Genomic DNA, 21093 nt, shown 5'->3' with positions numbered 1-21093 from the left:
AGCGATGCACGCCGATCGGTCCTGTCAGAACATTGTCAACCAATCTGCCATTGCCAGGCTAACCGGTGGGCTCCCATCCATCAGTACCAATACAGGAGCCTACTGCAAAGCGCGTCAGCGGCTGCCGGTGGAAATGATTTCGGAGCTGGTTTGTGTGCGCGCGGGGGTCATGTGCGCGCGGGGGTCAGGCCTTACATTTCACACAGAGAATTGTGCTTTGCTAGCGTACCAGTTGCAAAATGCAAGGCCTGACCCCGAATGCGTACTCAAGGCCTGACCCCGAATGCGTACTCAAAATGCAAGGCCTGACCCCGAATGCGTACTGACTTAAGCGTTGTTTCAGCCGTAGGATGGGCAAAGGAGCGTAGCGACGTGCCCATCTTCCGGGGCCTTGATGGGCACGCTACGCTTTGCCCATCCTACAAATATGCCGATTTTCGGCTTAAGGTAGCGGTATTAAGGTCAGACACGAATGCCGCTAAGTTAAGCAATAAGCTTGATGCGAAGGGCCTGATGCCGGGGGTTCTTTGCGGGACTGTCTGCGAGAGGGACCTCGCAGACAAGCCTACAGGGACGTATTTACGGCGTGTCCCGCAAAGAACCCCCGGTAGCAGGCCCGCCCCAGGCCTTAACTTAGTGCCATTCAGGCCTGACCCAGAAGACGAAGATGAGACCTTATGGAAAAAATTGCTGCTATAGAAAATGTTGAGTTATATCCACTTGGAGAGATCAGAATGGGATGTGACGCCTATGGTCTTTCGATCAAAACAAGCCACGGGGATTTTGATATTTTTAAAAGCACACCAATACTAGTTGGTCATACAGACTACAAAAAGTGCATTGAGCAATCCACATGTCAAAACTTCGTACTCATAAGAGGAAGTTTTGCGACTTACATTTTAGACATAGAAAATCAGTCCGTAAGTACATATAAAGTTACTATCCGAGGATTGGATAATGAGTGGAGCGAAGAACAGGCAATATATGGAAAATCTAAAATCCACATCAATGGATTTTCCCGTTCCTATTACCTTCAATACCCGTTCGTAAAGAAGAAATTATTCCACCAAACCTTTGAAAAATACGAAGAGCTACGTAGAAAACAGATTGAAGAAGCAGTCAACGCCTTGGAACAGAATCATCAATAAGCGGCCACGGGGCAGGCCTTACAATTTACATGCCAATCAGAAATCAATAGGTTGAATTTTGAGAAGACATCAATTACAAAATACAAGGCCCGCCTCTGATGACCACCACAGAGAAATACAAATTTTTGAATTCAGAGCACAAAGCTCAAACCATGACAACCTCTCAGGAACCCGGTGACAAGCATGTCCATTCTTAGCCAAGACAAACGGATGATCAACGTCGACTGCCCACTCGGCAAGGACGCACTGATTGCCACAATGATAGACGGCGAAGAGCATATCTCGAAGCCGTTCAACTACACGCTCAAACTGCTCTCCGACAATCACACCGTCACCCAGGACGATGTCGTCGGCAAGGTGATGACGGCGGCCATCCACCATGCCAAGACACCGCGTTATATCAGCGGTTATGTGACCCACTTCTCCATGCACGACGTCAACGCCGAGGGCATGCGCAGCTATACGGCGATACTGAGCCCGGGCCTGTGGTTTACCAAGCTCGGCGGTAAAAACCGCGTTTTCGAGAAGAAGTCGGCCAAGCAGATCCTGGAGGAAGTGCTGGGCGAGTACAGCAAGGTCATCAAGCTTTCCACAAAGCTCAACGCGGAGTACATCACCCGCGAGTACTGCGTGCAGTTCGATGAGAGCGATTTCGATTTCATCAGCCGCCTGATGTCTGAAGAAGGGATTGTCTACTACTTCAAACACAGCGATGGGCAGCACGAGCTGGTACTCTGCGACGACCCACAGGATTTCTACGACTGCGAATCGGAAAAGGTGGAGTACGACGGCGGCGGAAGTCATCCAACCAAGCACACCATCAGCAGCTGGGACCGGGTCTTCAACTATCACGGCGGCGGTTTTGAGTTCAAGGACTACAATGAATTCACCGCGACCAAGGACAACAAGCAGCAAGTCAAGACCACCAGCAAGCTTAACGATATTTCCAGCTATATGCGCAGCCTCTACGGGCTGAACCACTTCGAGCAAGACGGTGAGCACAAGCGCAAATTCAAGGACAGCTACCACAAGGCGCTGGCGGAAAGGGCCATGGAATCCCAGGAGGCGCAGTTCGACATGGCCCACGGGAGCAGCGATTGCCCCGCCTTCAGCGCCGGCGGCCGCTTTGACTTTGACCACACGCTGAGCACGGAGAAAGGCAAGTACCTGCTCACATCCGTAAAATTACTCGCGGCAGACAGCAACAGCGGCCAAACGCACTTCAGGAGTACGTTCAGCTGCGTGCCCGCTTCGGTAATGCCCCGGCCGGACCCGCTCGCGCGCTCCAACAGGATTCACTCGCCGCAGGTGGCCCAGGTACTGGAAGTAAAAGCCACAGCTTCCGACAGCTCCCAGGACCCCTATACCCAAATCAAGGTGAAGTTTCCCTGGAACTCCGCGCAGAACAGCTGCTGGATACGGGTAATGCAATCCTTCGCCGGCAAAAACTGGGGCGCCAACTTCGTACCCCGTATCGGGCAGGAAGTGGTGGTGACTTACATCAACGGAGATCCGGACCGCCCGCTGGTCACCGGTGCCGTCTACAACGGCGACAACCCCGGCCCCAACTACACCGCCACCCAAAGCGGCTGGAAAACCGAGTACGAGGGCAGCGCGTTCAATGAATTGCGCTTCGACGACAAGGGCGGCAAGGAAGAGATCTACATGGAGGCCGGCAGGGACCACAACTTCGTGATCCACCACGACCAGACCGGCAAGATCGAAAATGAGCAGACCCTGGAGATCAAGCAGGACCGCAGCGTAACGGTCACCGACGGCAGTGAGAAAGTCACCATTGCCAAAGGGGACCAGATTGTCAAGATCGATAAGGGCAACCAGAAAACCACCCTGGGGTCGGGAAATCATACGCTCAAGGTCAGCCAGGGGACGCAGACCACCGATGTCATGGGAGCGGTCAAGATTACTTCCAAGACATCCATCGAGCTCAAGGTGGGAGGCAGTAGCATCAAGCTGACACCCGCCGGGATTACCATCAAGGGCACTATGCTGTCATTCAAAGGCGACGCCACAGCCGAAGTCAAGGGCGGCGGCATGCTTACCTTGAAAGGCGGCGTGACCATGATCAATTGATGGAGTAAGCGATGACAGATCTGATAAAAGTTCAGGCCCTGACCGCCGCCGAGTTATTGGAAAATTTCGACGTGAGCGAAGAGGCAGAAGAACACCTGGTACCGGATACCGCACCAGAGGTAAGCATCAATCATCTGATGGAAGCCGGCCTCTACCCGGATGCGATCAAGCTTCTCGCACACGGGTTGCCCAAGCGTGAAGCCGTGTGGTGGGCGTGCCTGGCAGCCCGCGACATCCAGAACCCGCAAACCGATGAGGACAATATAAACGCCCTTATCGCCGCTGAAAGCTGGACCAAAAAGCCCAGTGAAGAGGGCCGTTTGCGCTGCAAGATGCTCGGGGAAAAAACCAAACACCAGACACCCGCCAGTTGGGCGGCGACGGCTGCAAGCTGGTGCCACGGCAGCCTGGCTGCAGAGGGAGAACCTGCTATTGAGCCGCCCCAGCACCTGTATGCCCATGCGGTGGCCGGCAGTATAACGCTTGCAGCAGTGCTCTATGACCCTGTGGACCCCAGCGAGCGTTTTATTCGCTACATGAAGCAGGGGCTGGATCTGGCAAGAGGCGGCAACGGACGAATCGAGGAGTAGAACGATGGGAAAACCAGCATCCCGTATCACGGATATGCACGTCTGCCCAATGGTGACCGGCACGGTCCCGCACGTCGGTGGACCGATACTGAGCCCCGGCGGACCCACCGTCATTATCGGCAAGATGCCATCAGCGACTGTGGGCAGCACCTGCACCTGCGTCGGCCCTCCCGACACCGTGGCCATGGGCAGCACCACAGTGATGATCCAGGGTAAGCCGGCGGCGCGGATGGGAGATACGACAGCGCACGGAGGAAAGATCGTGGTGGGATGCCCGACAGTCCTGATTGGGGGTTAGTCAAAAGATCGATTCCCGCAACCGGCTGTAAAACGAATTGAAAAGAGCGGCCCCTCTGAGGGCCGCTCTGGCCAATTAGCCAACCTGGTAACTAAAATCACCTTCTTCAGTCGCACTCACATGAATGGCCGCAATCTCCTCTCCCTTGGCCATTTTATCCAGGCATTCACTAGCCAGTGACGGCAACAACGTCCGATTCAGAATCACCTCAATATTTCGCGCCCCGGTATCGGACTCCTGGCACCGGGCGACTATATTGATCAGCACATCTTCGTCATAGCTGAAGCTGGCTCCGTAGTGCTCCTTGACCCGCTTCTCGATACGCCGCATATTGATCTTGCAGATTTCCACCAGGTCGGCGTCATCCAGCGGATAGTAGGCGATCACGTTGGCACGACCGAGGAAGGCGGGTTTGAATTTCTGCAGCAAGTGCGGGCGGATATTGTCCAGCAATACTTCCGGTTCCGGCTTTTCCTCCACTTGGTTGAAGATTGCGCGGATGGCGTCCTCACCGGCGTTGGAGGTCATGATGATAACCGTGTTCTTGAAGTCGATATCGCGCCCTTCTCCGTCTTTTATCGTGCCCTTGTCGAACAGGTTGTAGAAGATATCCTGAACGCCCGGGTGCGCCTTTTCTATTTCATCCAGCAAAATCACCGAGTAGGGCTTGCGGCGGGCCGCCTCGGTCAATACACCGCCCTCTCCGTAGCCGACATAGCCCGGAGGCGAACCCAGCAACATGGAAACCTTATGCTCCTCCTTGAATTCGGCCATACTAATAGTGGTTATATTCTGTTCCCCACCAAACAGCTCATCTGCCAGGGCCAGGGCTGTTTCGGTTTTGCCGACGCCGCTGGTTCCGCAGAACATAAACACGCCCACCGGTTTGCGTGGGTCTGTCAGGCCGGCGCGTGACGTGCGGATCGCCTGCGCAACGGCCTCAAGGACATGGGGTTGTCCGATAACACGCCGTTCGAGGCGCTCAGCCAGAGTTTGTACCGCGATTATTTCATCACTGACCATTTTGCCAACCGGGATGCCGGTCCAGTTGGCGACCACTTCGGCAATGGCCTGTTCATCCACAGCGGGCTGCATCAACGGAGTATCGCCCTGTACCTCCTGGAGCTGCGCATAAAGCGATTGCAACTGCTGCTTGAGATCGGCCATGGTGGCGGCGTCCAGGGTGTGCTCTTCGCCCTGCTGCCGCTGGGCCTGCTGTTGTTGAAAAAGGTCATCGATTTGATCCCGCAGTTTGTGGATCTGTACGATCAGCTCCTGTTCCTGATTATGCTGGGCCTGCAACGCGTTCAGGCGCTCTTCGGCCTCCGCCTGCTGTTCGGACAATGTTTGCAGCTGCTCTTCATGTTCACCACTGGCGGCATTTTCGCGCTGCAGTTTCTGGATGGTGGTTTTAGCGCGCTCTATTATCCGCCTGGCGTCTTCAATCGCTCCGGGGGTTGCCGACTGGCCAAGGGCGACACGGGCGCAGGCGGTGTCCAGCAGACTGACGGATTTATCCGGCAATTGGCGCCCCGGAATATACCGATGGGATAACTTCACAGAGGCAACAATGGCCTCGTCGAGGATACGCACGCGGTGATGCTCCTCCAGTGAAGAGGCTATACCGCGCATCATGTCGATGCCTTTCTCTTCACTGGGTTCCTCTACCTTCACAACCTGGAATCGCCGGGTGAGCGCCGGATCGCGCTCGAAATACTTTTTGTACTCCGCCCAGGTGGTTGCGGCAATCGTGCGCAGTTCGCCGCGGGCCAGTGCAGGCTTCAACAGGTTGGCGGCATCCCCCTGTCCCTCTTTACCCCCGGCTCCGATCATGGTGTGCGCCTCATCGATAAACAGGATGATCGGCGTTGCCGAGGCCCGCACTTCCTCAATAACGGACTTGAGGCGGTTTTCGAACTCCCCTTTTACACTGGCGCCGGCCTGGAGCAGACCGAGGTCCAGGGTGCGCACGGCGACGCCTTTCAGCGGGTCCGGCACGTCGCCGGTGGCGATGCGCAGTGCAAACCCCTCAACCACGGCGGTTTTACCAACACCGGCCTCGCCGGTAAGGATCGGGTTGTTTTGCCGGCGACGGGTCAGGATATCGATACACTGTCGTATTTCCTCATCCCGCCCCAGAACCGGGTCTATCTCCCCTTTCTGGGCGCGTTCGGTGAGGTTGATGGTGTATTTATCCAGCGACGGCGCCTTACTCGCAGCGGCTGCCACCGCGGCAGCCCCTTCGTCCCCGTCGCCGCCACCAGTTATGTGGCTGGATTCGCCACTGCGGCCAAACATTGCCCGGGCGGTTTCGCGGATGGATTCCGGTGCTATGGATTTCAGCTCGGGGCAGGATTCCAGAAGCTGCCGGCGCGAGGTTTCTTCCAACAGCAATGCAGCCAGCAGGTGGCCGGAACTTATGGAGCGGTGTCCATAGTCGATGGATGCGAGCATCCACGCATTTTTTGCGCCTTCGACTATCGTCGGCGAAAGCGCTGCCGGCCGGCTGCTCCCCGATTTAAACTTCGCAATGGTTGTCGCCAGCTGCTTGGCGAGATTCGATGGATTGACATCGTGTTTTTCCAGCAGGTGGTACAGGTCGGTGTCGGACTGATCCAGCAGCTTCAACAGCCAGTGTTCCAGTTCCACATTGTACTGGCTCTGGGCCAGACAGAGCCCCGCTGCCCCTTCGAGGGAATCGCGCATATGGGGGGTCATGGTATCCACGAGGCGCTTCAGGTCGATATTGATCATTATTCAAAGTTCCTTTTGGGGATTATCAGGCTGCGGGCAGTGCTTCATCGGGAGAAACCCGGTCCGCACTCAGGGCGATCTCCACCCGCTGGTCAGATTGGTGTTCACTGGACATGTGGGTATTCCAGCCCAATAGCGGCTGGGCGTCGGGCTCATCAATCAACTGGACCGGCACTACCTGTCCGGTAAACAGGGTTACAGAGATTTCGAAATCCATTTCCACGCCGGCGCTGAACTGAATAAAAGACTTGAGCGCTTCCAGCTTGTCACTGCCGGGGGCTATGGTCATGAACTGGTCGTACGCCATTGGTTCAACCACTACGCGAAACTTATTCTGTGCCTGGAAGCACATGGTGCCCAGTACAGTGTTGACCCCCAGGCAATTATTCACTCCCTGGGGATATTCCGGCCCGGGCATGCGACAGAGCACATCTTCCGGCAATTCGTCCCACTGTCCCCGGAATTGCTCGATGCTGACATTGAGGCCGAAGTGATGGCGGATCATACTGGCCAGCGCGGCCGCAGAACACTGTTGCCGGCCTAAGTGTCCCGCCATGCCAAACAAGGCTTCGTCCGGCAGCGGCATTCGGTAACGCATTTCACTGGTACCGAGCCCGGAGAGCGATGCCAGTGCGTGGCTGAACAGATCCAGCTCTCGCTCTTTGCGAAGGTGCTGCCGCTCGTAATTGACCGGCAGCTGGTATTTGTGCCAGGCCTGGTAGAACAGTGAGACGTGGCGATGGTTAAACATATCCAGGAAGTCGCGCAATGCGGTGCTCTTCTCCCGCAACTCCCGGAGAACCAATTCGGTCAGGTAGTAGGGCATTACGCCCTGGCTGCCGATCAGGCCGGTGAACCCGACATCCATCTTCCACTGCCTGAGCTCGCCGTCGGCGTGCCCGGTATCGCGGCTTTGATGCTGCTCCAGGCGGAGAATATCGGAGCCGACAAATGACAGGCTCGACTGCGCGCTAAAACGCACTACCTCGCGCGATGGAGGGGAGGAGCCGGCAATCGGTTCCCCGGCGCAACCGTCTCCCCCCAGCGCCGCCGCATGCTCAAGGAGCCTGACCGCCTGAAAGAAGTCGAAGCAATAGGGCTCGCGGCGCAGGCGCTCTATTACAGTAAAGCTTTGTCGCCGGCGCGAGGTGGCCATCGCTTCAGTTCTCCATCTCTGCCACTCAGTGTGGCAATCAGTCGGGTAAAGGAATTCAGTGAGCAGTAGAGGCCGAGAAAGCGCTCTATAATGCTGGCAAATAACAGCGGGCTGGTGCCGGACAGCATCATGGAATCCAGCTCGATCTCCACCTCCGTTCCCCGGCACAGTACAACGCTCTGATCTATCTGTATCGGCGCGGTGATCGGCCTCGTATTGACCTTCAACAGCGATTCGATCAGGTTTCTGGTGCTGGCTGAATCGCGGAAATCATAGAGCCTTAAAATCTCCTTCAGCGCGTCGCAGCCCCCCGGACCCGAAAGGGACAGGTGATTGAGGTTGAGATGTGAAATCAACCGCCAGTAGCCCCGCTCGCGGTGCGGTGGCCTCAAGGTCGCCGTTGGAGATATCACGCTGCTGATTCTGCTTGCCGGAGCATCGCCGTCGACCACTTCCAGGTAAGGCTGTGAATTGCCACTGGGCAGCTTTTTCGGCAGGTTGCGGTTGCAACAGGTCAGCTTCAGATCGAGCGTCTGGTCACTGATACGATGTGGATTGAAATCCAGGTCCACCAGGCAGATATCCAATTCCGTTGCCTGTTCATTGCGGTGCTCGCCCTCTACCACGTCGCGGCGGCGAACATACCAGAATGCCGACTGCCTGGCGTGGTGGCGGCTGTGCTGAATGCCATAGAAAGGCCGATACGGGGTTGTTTTGCCGCTGCCATCCGTTGCACCAACTGCGTCGATCGAATAGACCTCCAGGCCGTCACTTCGACGCGCATCGGGCACCACATGATAGCTGTATTCGGTATGGCTGAGCGGTATCGGGTCCGCCGTCTGTGGAAACAGATTGACAACCGGCGTACAGCCCAGCGCAAACATGCTGGCAGCAATCTGCTTTTCCAGTTCGTCGTGGTTTTCCGACAGGTAGAAATACAGATTGAGTGTATCGCCATAACCGTCCTTAATGGCTCCCTGCAGATCGCAGATATCGATAAAGAGAAACTTTTCCGGGAAGGCGAAGTACTCTGTAAGCAGGCGATAGCCGACAAATGCGGTGTCCGGGTATGGCAGGAGGCCCTGGTCCGGCTCCAGCCCGACCTGTTGTATGGCATCCGGCCCCATAAAAGTGGGTTTTGGATCGGTTTCACCGCTGGCCACCACCAGCTTTACGCAACGGCTGAGCAGCAGATCATACAGCGCGTAGACGTGGCTGGGCTGCCCCCGGAGGAAGAAACGCAATTTCCCGGGCTGTATTTCCGAGAAGCTCAGATCCTGGCTGAGCGTTTTCAGAGACAGTTTGAGTATCGCATTGGCCCCCTGGATATCATTGCACCCGGGCGCGATAAAGGGGCGCGGCATCAGGCTGGCGCTGACCACCTGGAAAGGGCAGATGTCGACCGGGTAACGGCTGGTAAAGCGACAGGTCTGCCCGTTAAAGCTGTCAGTTTCCAGCAGGGTATCGGCATCGACACGGGTAATCGCATCCAGGTCCGGTTCCGGCTCGAACTGCACGATGGCACAGGACGGAATCGGCCTCAGGTAATGGGGATATAAGGTCTCCAGCATTGCATCGGTAAGCTCTGGAAAATCGTCGCTCAGCTTCTGCTGGACACGCGCGTTCATATAGGCAAAGCCCGATAGCAGGCGGCCTACCAGGGGATCGTCCACGGTATCGGTATCCAGCTGCAGCCTGGAAGCTGCGGCCGGATGTATTTTGGTGAACTCGGAAGCCGTCTGCTGGATAAACGCCAGTTCCCGCTCGTAGAGATCAATCAGCTTTTCACTCATTACATAATCTCCGATACATCGACCAGCTGAGTTACCGGATTCAAAGCGGAATCGAACACTATGACCTCCGACGCGGGGTTGACATGCAGAACCGCCTCGACACGAAAGCGTATGCTGGGGTCCTCGACATCCACCTTGTCCTGGCTCGTCACTTTTACCGAGCGGATTCTGGGCTCGAAGTCCAGTATCGTTCTCTCGATTTCCCGGCAGAACCGCTTTCGGCTGTCCATCGAGGAAAGATTGATTGTCGACAGGTCCGGCAGGCCGAAATTGATATTGGAACTACTGAGATGGGTATGAGTTTCCGGAGCCGATAAACAGCGATAGCGTGTGTTGAACAGGTACTCCAGATCCCGTCGGACGCCCTCCCGAAGCTGCTTCAGTACCTGGTGCGGCTGGTGCAGATCCATGTTGCGGGACGATTCCAACAGCCTGTCGAGTACCGGGGCCAGAAGACGTTTATCTTTTCGCATAAAAGTGGGCCCTAATTATCGTATCGTGCCTACGCCGATCTGAGCCAGAGCGGTGGTAAGTTTCAACTCGGAAACCAAGTGGTCAACGGTGTAGTGACTTTTCAGGTGGATCACACTCTGATAACTGCCAGCTTTTCCCGGCTCGTCCACCACCCGCACGCGGGCCTCCCTGAGAGGGTAGCGGGCCAACATCTCCCAGGACAGGTCATCGCGCCCGGTGGTGTAGCGATCCAGCCACTTCTGCAACTGGCGCTCACAGTCCTGGGCGTTCATATAGGCGCCCACTTTGTCCCTGATCATCACCTTGATGTAGTGGGCAAATCTCGATGCACAGAGAATCTGCTGCAACATGGCGCTGATGCGGGCATTGGCGGTGGCCGCCTTGGTGGTGTACTGCTTTGGCCGTTGTAACGACGGAACACTGTTGAATGCGCTGTACGCAGTATCGTAACAGTGACACAGACAGGAGAATCCCAGTTCACTCAAATCCCGCTCCACAAAATCCGTCACGAGGATAGAGGTGGACATGCGCACCATATTCGAAGTTGTATCCGGCTTGTACGAGACCACGGGCAGTTGGGATACCAGGCCGCCACCCAGGTGATCCCTGGCAACACCCCGGATATGCGAAAACCAGCCCACGTCATTGAACTCCCGAATCAACACCGCACCCATTGCGAAACAGGCATTGCCCCAGAGATATTTCCGGCTGTGGGATGCAGAGACCCGCTCCGCGAACCGCAGGCCGCCGTAACGGGAGAACTGGGTATTGTAGGGCTGGCGCAGAAGCACCTGCGGTAAGGTAACCGCCAGGAACCGGCTGTCCTCGAGATCCCTCAAACCGTTCCAGCGGATATACTCCTTTTGCCGGAACACCTCTGAAAAATCGATCGGCTTAGCGAGATCATCGTAGTGGTCCACACCGAACAGCTGCGGAGTTGCCGCACAGACAAAGGGTGCAAAAGCCGCTGCCGACGTATGGGCAATACCCTGCAAAGTAAAGACGTCGTCGTAGGGGTGATCGGCGAAAGGGCGGTGGGATACGTAATAATCGCCGAGAAGAAGGCCAAAGGGCTCCCCGCCCGGGGTTCCGAATTCCTCATTGTAAATGAGGTGAAAAAGGCCCGACTGATCAAAGTCCGGGGCCCGTTCCATATCCTTGCTGAGATCCCTCCAGCTCACATCCAGCAACTTGATCTTGATGTTGTCGGAATGCGGGGTGTTGTGGACCAGCATTGACAGGCCGCGCCAGCTGGCTTCAAGCCTCTGGAAGCGCGGATGATGCAGGATGCTGTTGATCTGGTCGCAGATCAGCTCGTCCAGTTCCGCCACCAGGCGGCTCAACCATTGGCGGACGGTAAACTGCTCCGGCTGCGGGCATGGGTATATTTCCGACAGCCAGTATTCAAAGGCGAACAGGTCATCCGGTTCCCGCAAAAATTTCTGCAAATCCGCTCCCTGACCAGTAAGCAACTGCGAAGGCAGCTCTATTCCGCAATCGCCGGAATTGTGGTCGCTAGATGGAGCGGGCAAGGCAGGACTCCCACGGATAATCTGTCAGTCGGAAAAGAGCGGCCCGCCCGGGCGGGCCGCGGATTATTATCCCGCTGTGGGGATATTGGCCACCATACGCATGGAGGTGGTCAACTCCTCCATCTGCAGCCAGGGCTTAAGGTAGGCAACGGCACTGTAGCAGCCGGGCTGGCCCGGAATTTCCTTCACTTCCACTCTCGCTTCGGCCAGGGGGTACTTGGCTTTCATCTCCGCACTGGCATCCGGGTTGGAGTTGGTGTACTGGGTGATCCACTTGTTCAGCCAGCGCTCGCAGTCGCTCGCTTCCATGAAGGAGCCTACTTTATCGCGCGCCATAACCTTCAGGTAATGGGCGATCCGCGCCGTGGCCATCAGGTATGGCAGGCGGGCGGAGATGGCGGCGTTCGAGGTTGCATCCGGATCGTCATAGGCCTTCGGCTTCTGGGTGCTCTGCGAACCGAAGAAAACCGAGTAATCGGTATTCTTGTAATGGCACAGAGGCAGGAAACCCTGGCTGCTGAGCTCCGCTTCGCGGCGGTCTGTAATACCAACTTCCGTCGGGCACTTCTGGTCCAGATCGCCGTCGTCGCTCTTGAAGATATGGGTCGGCAGCCCCTCTACCTTACCGCCACCCTCTGCACCGCGAATGGCTGTACACCAGGAATTCTCCGCAAATGCCTTGGTCATGGTGGTACCCATCACATAGGCGGCGTTCATCCAGCAGTACTGATCGTGCTCGGCGGGGCGGGACATACCGGACTCATCCACCTCGAACTCTTCAAAATTGAAGGATTCAATCGGTTTGGTGTTGGCTCCGTAGGGCGTGCGCGCGAGGGTCCTGGGCATCACCAGGGTAACGAAGCGGGAGTCTTCGCTGTCCCGGAAACTGCGCCACTTGATGTATTCGCCGGACTCGAAAATGCCACCCAGGTCCCGGGGCTTGGACAGCTCGGTGAAATCGCTGAAACCGAACATTCCGGCTCCGGCGGCGGAGATAAAGGGACAGAAACCGGCGGCGGCCACGTTGGACATCTTGCTCAGCAGTTCGACATCCTCCGGGTGGCTGGTGAACTCGAAGTCGCCGATCATGCAGCCAAAAGGTTCGCCGCCCGCGGTACCAAACTCTTCTTCATAGACTTTCTTGAAGGTCTGGCTCTGGTCGAACTCAACAGCCTTGTCCAGGTCGCGGAACAGTTCCCGCTTGGTGATATTCAACATGCGGATCTTCAGGGTCGCGCCGGTTTCGCTGTTCATCACCAGGTGATTGAGACCGCGCCACGAGCCCTCCAGCTTCTGGAATTTCTCGTCGTGCAGAATGGCCGAAAGCTGCTTGGACATGGCCTCATCGATTGCCTGGACAGCCTTTGAGATCGTCTGGGTCAGGTTTCGATCCCAGGTTACCGTCCCCTTCAGAACCTGCTCCGTCAGGTTGGAGATTAGATCCTTTGCTTCGTCCGGCGAAGTCTGCTTGGTCGCAGAAATGGCCTGGTCGAGCAGGCTGACCGACTGCTCTTCGGCTTCATTTTCTACTGCATTTTCTGCTTCGGTGCTCATTCTGATTCTTCTCCTTTGTTTTCACCAAGGCCCAGCTGTTCAGAGATAGCGCCAACGTTTTCGGTGCTTTTCAGAATGTCTTCCAGAACTTTCTCGAGATCTTCCGACCGGTCCGCCTTGCTCAGCAGGTCGCGCAGTTTGCTGCGAGCCTCGAGCAGCTGCTTCAGCGGCTCTACCTGATCGACAACACTCTCCGGAGAGAAGTCATCCATATGTTTGAAATCCAGGTCCACAGCCATCTTGCTTCCGTCTCCGGAGAGGGTGTTCTCCACCTGGAGATTCAGTTTTGGATTGACCTTGGTCATCACGTCGTTGAAGTTATCGCGGTCGATCTGGACAAATTTTCTCTCTTTCAGGGCCTTCCGGTTCTCGGCGTTGTCACCGGAATAATCGCCCATCACACCGGTTACAAACGGCAGTTCCTTCTTGACTTCGGCGCCGTTGGTTTCGACATCATAGGTAATATGGACGCGCGGCTTGCGCACACGCTTCAGCTTGCTGTGAATGCTCTCGGACATCTCTGATCTCCTTTCCTCAATTTAGGAAGTGTAAAAGTTTAAAAAAGTTTAACTGTCTACCAGCCTACGCCGGCTTCCGCCGGTTGTGATTCCTCCGACCACTCTGCCTGGCCCGAAGACGCTTCCGGAGTCTCTGCAGTCGCGGGCGCCTGCGGTGCACTGGCGGCCGGAGGGGGTGCGACGTAACGCTGAGTATCAGAACCGTCGAGCTTGACGCCGGTCAACTGGGAGTAGATCGATCGGGACTGGTCATCCGGCAACAGTTCGGCCATCAGTTCCGATACGGTCATGCGACCCCAGCCGATAAGACGCTCCAGGCCCGGCGCCAGCGGGGTGTGGGGTTCGTAGGTGCGGAAGTACTTGGCCGCTGTTTCGAGCAGCTTCAGGGCATCTTCGCGCGAGGCGACCGGCCCGGTGGGCATGGATACACCGGCGACCGCGGGCATCGCCCCGCCGGGGGAGCTGCTCTCCCCGCCTTCGGAGCTGCCCGCCTCCGTCTCTGCGGGCGCCGCCGAAGCGGCCAGCGACTCCAACTGGCTCTTGTAGACAAAGCGCGTGGTCCGCAGCACCTCGTCCAGAAGCGTGGTGATATTGGTGAAGGGGGGAGCGTCGTGGCCACAACTGGAGCGCAACTCTTCACTGATGTTTTTATAGTGGGCCAACGCCTCTTCGAGGGTTTCCACCAGATCCTGCGCCCACTCGTTGCTCGCGGCGTTCACGCACTGTTCGATTTCATCGAAGCTGTACCCGAGGGCCTCCAGCCGGGCGGCCTTGGCATCGTCATCGGCGATGCGGTCCGCGTCCCGGGCCTGCTGATACTGGAAGAATGAATAGGCACCGTAATCACTTTCCGGGGTAATGGCGGCATTGCGGACCGGCATCATCAGGGTGCCGTCGCCACCGTCGCCGTTCAGGCCCGTCAGCGGCGCCACCTTGGTTTCCAGACCGTCTTCGTCGGGTTCGGGATAGAGGCCGTCCCAGTGGTCTTTCACCAGGCGTTCTATCAACGCAAAGCCATCGCGCAGGCCGGGAAATCCGTGCAATCGGATCAACGCTTCGGTATACCAGGTCGCGACTTCAAGGTCCTTGCTCTGGGCCGAGAGAATTTTCTCAGCGCATTTGGCCACATCGTGCCAGGGCGCGAGCAGATCGGCATCGCTGTCGTCGAACATGGCGGAGCGTTCGGCGGCGCGGGCACTGTTGCGGGAATCTTTGATGGTGTAGTAATCGGAGGTCGGCGAGCGATCTTCTCGAATGTCGCTGCCTGTCGGCTGGCCCTCTGAAATCGGAGCAGCCAACTCGTCGATGCTGATTATATTGGGGAATGCCATGGAAGTTCCTTTGACTCAAATAATTCCTTTGTCTTGATGCTTATTGGAAAGAGTGTCTGCCGTGAATAAGCTGATCAAGGCAGCCAGCCCACCGTACAGCACAAGGGTACCGAGCACAGAGGTTCATACGAAAGCCACTCCCCGAAGTCAACCTGGCCAGGCACTGTTGCAGCAGGGCGGCACTGTAATCCGGCAGGGCCAGTCCCGCCGGCAGCTCCTCTATCCCCCGGTGGCGGCTGAACCCGTCACGGAGCGATCCTGTAAAAACAACCTGGGAAGACATTCTGGCGACCTGCGTTCCGTGCATATCAATTTTATTAGTAGGGGCCATCCCAGCCCTCCGCGGCCATCCAAGAGCACTCACACTGCCGACTCTCCCGGCACCGTTGCAATTCAGCCTCGACCGACACACGCTGAAAACAGATTCATGCCCACAGCCATACGCAATTCTACCTAATCTAACTCACAATTGGATACTGCCCCACAAAAACAAGCACTACCGTACCAACTAAGAATGGCACTTGTATCTGGCCCTAAAATCGGATACCCGCGAAAATAGCACAATCGTACCACTTTCTTCTTAACCATCTCCCAGCCCAAGATCTGCCGCTGGGAGCTGGTAGCGTGACTGAGGCCCGACACGAATGCCATTATATAGTTCACAAATCACTCCTCGGACGGGCCTCTACCAATGCCGGCTCTGCGCGCCGAGCATGGAACAGTAGAGGCTGGGCTCGGGAAGACCGGGGCTCAGCAGGGTGGTGGGCGCCAGATACTGGGAGCCCGAGCACCACCAGAGGCTGTAACTGGGGTACTGCTGCTTGTACAGCTGATTCAGCAGGCTGGGATAGCTGCCGGCAATGCTCCCGGTTTCACTGGTGGCGGTAACCGCCGCGCCGAAAAATGCGGACTCTCCGCCGCCGGCCGCGCCGGCGGGAAAATCCGGAAACCGCTCCATCACCTGGTCCGCCTGCAGGGCGCTCTGCAGCGCATCGATGGCCAGATCCGACAACAGCCGATACCAGCTGTCCGCGCCCACCTGCACGGCAAAAGGGTTTGCCTGCGCGGACGCGGGAACAGGTACGGCCATGGTCAGGGGAAAATACCGGCCCACACTGTCCACACTGGGTACCAGCACACCCGCCCAGGCGCTCTCGTCGAGAACACCGCTGGACAGCACAAAACGCCAGATGGGGCTGGTAAGGTAGTAATCCAGCCAGGGCTCCCCAACGAGTTCCCGCGACCCGTGGACGGCTCTCTGCAGCCATTCATCCCACGGCGTCACGAAGCTGCCGGGCAGCTGGCGCTGGATAAAATCCCCATGCCCGGGGAGCTTTCCGAATAATCCCTTTGCACTCGACACTTTTGCAGGCCTCTAAATCACAGGGTTTCCGGGCAGCGATAGCCCTGGAGCAGGCTGCGGTCAAACGGGTTTTCGATACCGGAGGCGGTCAACCGGAACTCGGCCTTGCGGTCCTGCTTCTCAAAGGTGACAAAGTACTCGGTACTGCTGCGCCCGGGCCGCAGGTCGGAGTCGGCGAGCAGGCGGTACCAGGCCCAGTCCCCTTCAAAATGGCTGCGGTGCACGGTTTCGTTGAGATCCTCAAAAATAACACGCGCGCGGTTGCTCTCCCCACCCCGCCAGACCAACTTCTTGGGGGTTCTCGGACCGTGCGAGTAGGGAACCCGCTGTCCACCCATTTCCAGGGCAAACAGCCGGACGCCGGAATCCAGCTTGGTGGGCTCGATGCGGAAGGAGTAGCCCGCCTGTTCGCCACTGCCGAAGAAGGTCCTGCGGATGCGGTCGGCCCGACGGAGCTGCGAGAGCGCTCCCCGGGACAGACCCAGGCTCTGCCCCTCCAGGGATTTCACCTTCCAGTTCCGCGTGTCGACGAACGGTTTCAGGTACCCGGAGACGAATTTCTGTTCGGTGCCGCCGGGCTTGAAGTACTCATTGAACTCCATGATCGGCACTTCCTGATCCCGGCCCGCGCGCAGCGGATAGCGGTTGGCCAGGCTGCGGCTGTAACTGCTGTACACCTGCTCGCGCCAGACCCGGTCGACGTGCAGCTTGGCCTTGGCCATCACCAGGGCCCAGGTGTTGTCGGCGATATCGGTCAGCCACTGGTCGAAGGGCGCCGGGGCGTTGGCGGCCTTTATGCGGAGCTGCTTGATGGCCTCCCCGCCGCCACCCGCGAAGCGCTCTTTGGCGCTGGCAAAAGCGGCCTCGTTGGCATCCGGGGCGCTGTCTATCTCCGTCAGGAATTCCTGCGCCTTGCTAATCGCGGAGAGATATTCCTGCACCCTGGCCGGCCGGCCTTTTTCACTCTGGGTGATCCGCTGCAGTTCCTCGAAGCGGAGATCGACGATGGTCGGCTCGAAACGTTCCTGTAAAGCGGCGGCGGCACCTCCGGCCACCGCGGAACCCGCACGGCGCGCGTTGCTTGAGACCGGGAGTGCAACACCGGAGGTGTCCGTCGGCAGTTCCGGCCGCGGGGTCAGCCGGGTGTTGTCCGCGGTAATTTCCGACACGGCCAGAAGCGGCGAATATACCGGGTCCGACAATTTGGACAGCGTATCCAGCGCCTGGCTGGTGGTGCGAAAACCCTGTATCGAAAAGCTGCCGAGGAACCGCTGCCAGCGCTGGTGGTACTCGCTCAGATAAATCCGCTTCACCTCTTCGCCGAGTTTCTCCCGGTCGGCCTCACTGAAATCCTCCCCACTGATATCGCCGCCATAGATCCACCGCTCCCCCGACAGTTTGGTCATAAGTGGGGAATCGGCGCCGAAGTCCTGCTCCTTGTAGCCGGCCTTGGTGTACAGGTAGGGGATGGAAAAGCGCGGATCAGTTGCCTGGAGGCCGAACAACTGCTCGGTGTCCCCGCCGATCTCCCCGTATAGATCCACCGGCGTCACACCCATATCGCTGCTCTTCAGCTGGGCATACAGGCGCTGGGGAACGGGAATGCGTCGCAGCTGTTGCCGCGCGCGGGCCACCACGCGCTCATTGGCCTGCAGGTTCTCCGGCAGCGGTTGCGCGAAGAGCTGTTGCAAATGTACCGCCAGTTGCTCCTGCTGCTGCGCCTCGCCGGGCAGCTGGCGCTCCCAGCTCGCGGTGTAGTAACCCTGCAGGACCTCCCCGTCCCGTTTGTCGGGATTGAAAAACATCAGATAGGTTCTCAGCGTATCCGTCAGCGCGGAGTCCTCCGCACCCATCCGGGCCAGGTCGCGCTCGATATCCCGCACCAGGGAAGGCAGAAATACACTGAGCAACTGGTCCCGGTACAGGCGATCGGCGGCCCTGTCCACACGATCGTCATAGAGACCCAGGTTGCTCAGCCAGGGATGATCCTCTCTCTCATACACCGAGGCGGCGTGGCGCAGCGGTTCCAGCAGCTGCAGGCTCTCGACGGGGGTGGGCTGGCGGCCCGTGATTTCCCGCCTGTTCTCCCGATAACGGGCGATGTGATCGTTGACCTCGTTCATGTAGATCTTGTTCTGGGCAACACTGCCCGTCCAAAGAAAAAGGGCCCCGACAAAAACTGCGGCCAGCGAGACATAGACCCCTCTGCGCAGCCACAGCGTAGCGGCCTCTATCTTCCGGTTGACGCCCACCAGTTCCGCTTCGGGAAAGACCACGTCCTTGAGCAGCCGGTGCAGGAAATAGCTTTTTCCAACTCCCTGAAAATTACGGCCCGCGTCGCGTTCGAGACCGAAGTCCGCGCTTACCGAAGCCATCATCCGGTCGATCGGGCTGCCCTCCTGGGTACCGCTGGTGAAATACACCCCCCTGACCATGGGCACCGTTTCGTACCGGTTGGCACTGAAAGTCTGTTTTACAAAATCGCTCAACACCTCCTGCAGACTTTCCAGCCGGGCGGGAAAGCCCTGCAGCAATGCCCTCTTTTCGACATTCCGCTCGTTGTGAACGCGCCACAGGATTCTCTGGTTGAGCCGCTCGATCAACTGCTGGAACTCGGCGACAAAATTTTCCAGGGGCGTACCGGCGGCCGGGCTGCTCTCGGCGGGAAAACTGATACCCCAGACCTGCTCCCGCTCCGCCTGCGACAGGTTGTCAAAGAATTCACTGAAGCCCGCAACCAGGTCGCATTTGGTAAAGGTGAGGTAGATGGGAAAGCGGATCCCCAACTGCTGCTGCAATTCATTGATCCGCTGGCGAATGGTCTTGGCCTGATGCAGGCGCTGCTCCGCCGTCTGCACCATCAGGTCCTGGAGACTGATGGCCACCAGGGCACCGTTGATCGGGCGGCGGCGGCGATAGCGTTTGAGAAGTCCCAGAAATGCCTGCCAGGCACTGTTGTCGTGTACGCGGTGGCTGTCCTGGGTGGTATATCGCCCTGCGGTGTCGATCAGCACCGCATCGTTGGTAAACCACCAGTCGCAGTTGCGCGTGCCGCCGACACCGCCGAGCGCTTCCCTGCCGTGGCTGCCGGCCAGGGGGAACTCAAGGCCGGAATTGATCAGCGCCGTCGTCTTGCCGGAACCGGGGGGGCCGATAATGATGTACCAGGGCAGCTGGTAGAGGGATACGTTGCCCTTGTGCGACTTGAACCTGGCCTTGCGCAGGACTTCCATGGCCTCCCGGAAACGCTGTGACAGCGCGCCGAGTTCCTCCTGGCTGCGCTCCTCATCCGGATCGACCTCGCTCTCCCGGGATTCTTCAATGCTGTCGATCAGCGCCTGGTTCTGCCGCCTTTCGACCAGCCACTGGCTGAGGTTCCAAACCAGCCAGATCGCAAAGAGGAAAACGATGATGGTGATGCGCACACCGGTCGACAGGGTGGCGTTGTCCTCGCCGAACTTGATGTAATCCGCCCCAAACCAGATCAACAGCGACAGCGCCGTCAGGCCGATAAAACCGACCACCCATTTATTGGTGAAAAAATCGCGCAGGCGTCTCATGAATAGCTCCATCCCCCAGGGCCGAGCGGCACTGGAACACTATTAATCCGATATCAGCGGGCTGCTTCGGCACTCTCTTTGCTTTCGACTTTGCTGTCGGCGACCAGCCCGGTTATGTTTTCAGCCACCGGCGTCGCACTTTCGTACAACCACCAACGGTAGCCGCTGTAGGTCAGTACCAGAGCGCCCAGCACGACACTGGCGATCACCCAGAGGGGGATGTACTGAATCAGGCGGTTTTTCCGTTCGACACATCCCTGCCAGTGGGGGGACAAATCCCTTTCCATCGGTGGGCGATGGCTCTCTATGGTGTGATACAGATTGTCGCGAATCTGTTCCAGCTGCTCGTGGCCGCGCTGGGCAAGGCGGTATTTCCCCTGAAACCCGAGACTCAGGCAGAGGTAGAACAGCTCCAGGACCTCCAGGTGGGAGCCCGGAGTTTCCAGCATGCGCTGCAGGATAACGAAGCACTTCTCGCCGCCAAAAGTCTCTTTGTGAAACAGGCTCAGCAGGGAGTGCTGGCTCCACCCGCTCGCCGTTCCCCAAGGGGTTGTAAGCACCACCTCGTCGACCACGGTGCAGAGCAGGTAGCGCGCCGTGAGCACGGTGTCCGCGGAGATGGAAAGCTGTTTGGCCTCGCGCTCAAAACTCTGAATCTCCCTGGTGAGTCGCTTGTGCAGGTCCGGCACATTGTCGTGACTCATTGTCGTGCGCAGCTTGATGATCACCCCCAGCAGCTTCGACGCGGCGGACACCAGCGGGTTGAGACTGTTTCTTACCCGGATCGCCTGCTGTATATCCGCCCCGGAAAAAGCCGGGGCCTGGGGCCCGGGCTCTCTCCCGCCGGAAGCCGCTCCGGGAGTCGGCACCACGACGGTGCGGTCCCCCGTAGTGGGAGCGCGTGGCGGTTTGAAGTCATCATTGTTCATGA

The 21093-nt window shown here is 57.9% G+C and carries 15 protein-coding genes and 1 pseudogene; 5 read left to right on the top strand and 11 right to left on the bottom strand.

Annotated elements, in window-relative coordinates:
- From ACRC0P_RS12295 to ACRC0P_RS12275, 5 genes and pseudogenes are all read left to right on the top strand, one after another.
- Positions 1-151: pseudogene (locus ACRC0P_RS12295) on the top strand (IS4-like element ISCARN115 family transposase); the annotation flags it as partial.
- Between the two features lie 526 nt (positions 152-677).
- A complete protein-coding gene (locus tag ACRC0P_RS12290; protein ID WP_438631298.1) occupies positions 678-1148 on the top strand; it encodes a hypothetical protein in 471 nt (156 codons plus the stop codon).
- Between the two features lie 183 nt (positions 1149-1331).
- Positions 1332-3239 carry a type VI secretion system Vgr family protein gene (locus tag ACRC0P_RS12285; protein WP_438631296.1) on the top strand — a complete coding sequence of 636 codons (1908 nt, stop codon included), beginning with the start codon at positions 1332-1334 and terminating at the stop codon, positions 3237-3239.
- Positions 3240-3250: 11 nt separating this feature from the next.
- A complete protein-coding gene (locus tag ACRC0P_RS12280; protein WP_438631294.1) occupies positions 3251-3829 on the top strand; it encodes a DUF6931 family protein in 579 nt (192 codons plus the stop codon).
- A 4-nt stretch (positions 3830-3833) separates the two neighbouring features.
- Complete coding sequence (locus ACRC0P_RS12275; RefSeq protein WP_438631292.1) at positions 3834-4127, top strand: PAAR domain-containing protein; 294 nt, start codon at positions 3834-3836, stop codon at positions 4125-4127.
- A gap of 75 nt (positions 4128-4202) precedes the next feature.
- On the opposite strand, the gene tssH is transcribed toward ACRC0P_RS12275, so the two are convergent.
- From tssH to icmH, 11 genes are all read right to left on the bottom strand, one after another.
- Positions 4203-6881: a type VI secretion system ATPase TssH gene (gene tssH, locus ACRC0P_RS12270; protein WP_438631290.1), complete on the bottom strand. Its 2679-nt coding sequence runs from the start codon at positions 6879-6881 to the stop codon at positions 4203-4205.
- 25 nt (positions 6882-6906) lie between these two features.
- The gene (gene tssG, locus ACRC0P_RS12265; RefSeq protein ID WP_438631288.1) at positions 6907-8037 is read right to left on the bottom strand and encodes a type VI secretion system baseplate subunit TssG; all 1131 of its coding nucleotides are present in this window, start codon (positions 8035-8037) and stop codon (positions 6907-6909) included.
- The gene (gene tssF / locus ACRC0P_RS12260) at positions 8001-9830 is read right to left on the bottom strand and encodes a type VI secretion system baseplate subunit TssF (RefSeq protein WP_438631286.1); all 1830 of its coding nucleotides are present in this window, start codon (positions 9828-9830) and stop codon (positions 8001-8003) included. The genes tssG and tssF overlap by 37 nt, the downstream gene beginning before the upstream one ends.
- Entirely contained in the window at positions 9830-10303 is a 474-nt protein-coding gene (gene tssE / locus ACRC0P_RS12255) for a type VI secretion system baseplate subunit TssE (RefSeq protein ID WP_438631284.1), read from the bottom strand. The genes tssF and tssE overlap by 1 nt, the downstream gene beginning before the upstream one ends.
- 15 nt (positions 10304-10318) lie before the next feature.
- Positions 10319-11752 (bottom strand): type VI secretion system contractile sheath large subunit, encoded by a 1434-nt coding sequence (gene tssC, locus ACRC0P_RS12250; RefSeq protein ID WP_438631282.1) that lies wholly within the window; start codon positions 11750-11752, stop codon positions 10319-10321.
- 150 nt (positions 11753-11902) lie between these two features.
- Positions 11903-13390: a type VI secretion system contractile sheath large subunit gene (gene tssC, locus ACRC0P_RS12245; RefSeq protein ID WP_438631280.1), complete on the bottom strand. Its 1488-nt coding sequence runs from the start codon at positions 13388-13390 to the stop codon at positions 11903-11905.
- Entirely contained in the window at positions 13387-13908 is a 522-nt protein-coding gene (gene tssB / locus ACRC0P_RS12240) for a type VI secretion system contractile sheath small subunit (protein ID WP_438631278.1), read from the bottom strand. Before tssB ends, tssC (ACRC0P_RS12245) begins: the two co-directional genes overlap by 4 nt.
- Before the next feature lie 56 nt (positions 13909-13964).
- Positions 13965-15239, bottom strand: a complete 1275-nt coding sequence (tssA, locus tag ACRC0P_RS12235) for a type VI secretion system protein TssA (protein WP_438631276.1) — start codon at positions 15237-15239, stop codon at positions 13965-13967.
- A gap of 685 nt (positions 15240-15924) precedes the next feature.
- Positions 15925-16602: a type VI secretion system-associated protein TagF gene (gene tagF / locus ACRC0P_RS12230; protein ID WP_438631274.1), complete on the bottom strand. Its 678-nt coding sequence runs from the start codon at positions 16600-16602 to the stop codon at positions 15925-15927.
- A 17-nt stretch (positions 16603-16619) separates the two neighbouring features.
- Positions 16620-20162, bottom strand: coding sequence for a type VI secretion system membrane subunit TssM (tssM, locus tag ACRC0P_RS12225; RefSeq protein ID WP_438631272.1), 3543 nt, complete (start codon positions 20160-20162; stop codon positions 16620-16622).
- 53 nt (positions 20163-20215) lie between these two features.
- Complete coding sequence (gene icmH / locus ACRC0P_RS12220; protein ID WP_438631270.1) at positions 20216-21091, bottom strand: type IVB secretion system protein IcmH/DotU; 876 nt, start codon at positions 21089-21091, stop codon at positions 20216-20218.
- Positions 21092-21093: the final 2 nt, after the last annotated feature.

The sequence above is a fragment of the Microbulbifer sp. genome (assembly GCF_051659245.1).
GTDB lineage: Bacteria > Pseudomonadota > Gammaproteobacteria > Pseudomonadales > Cellvibrionaceae > Microbulbifer.
Note: the sequence above shows the minus strand (reverse complement) of the source record. Positions and strands in the feature narration are given on the sequence as shown.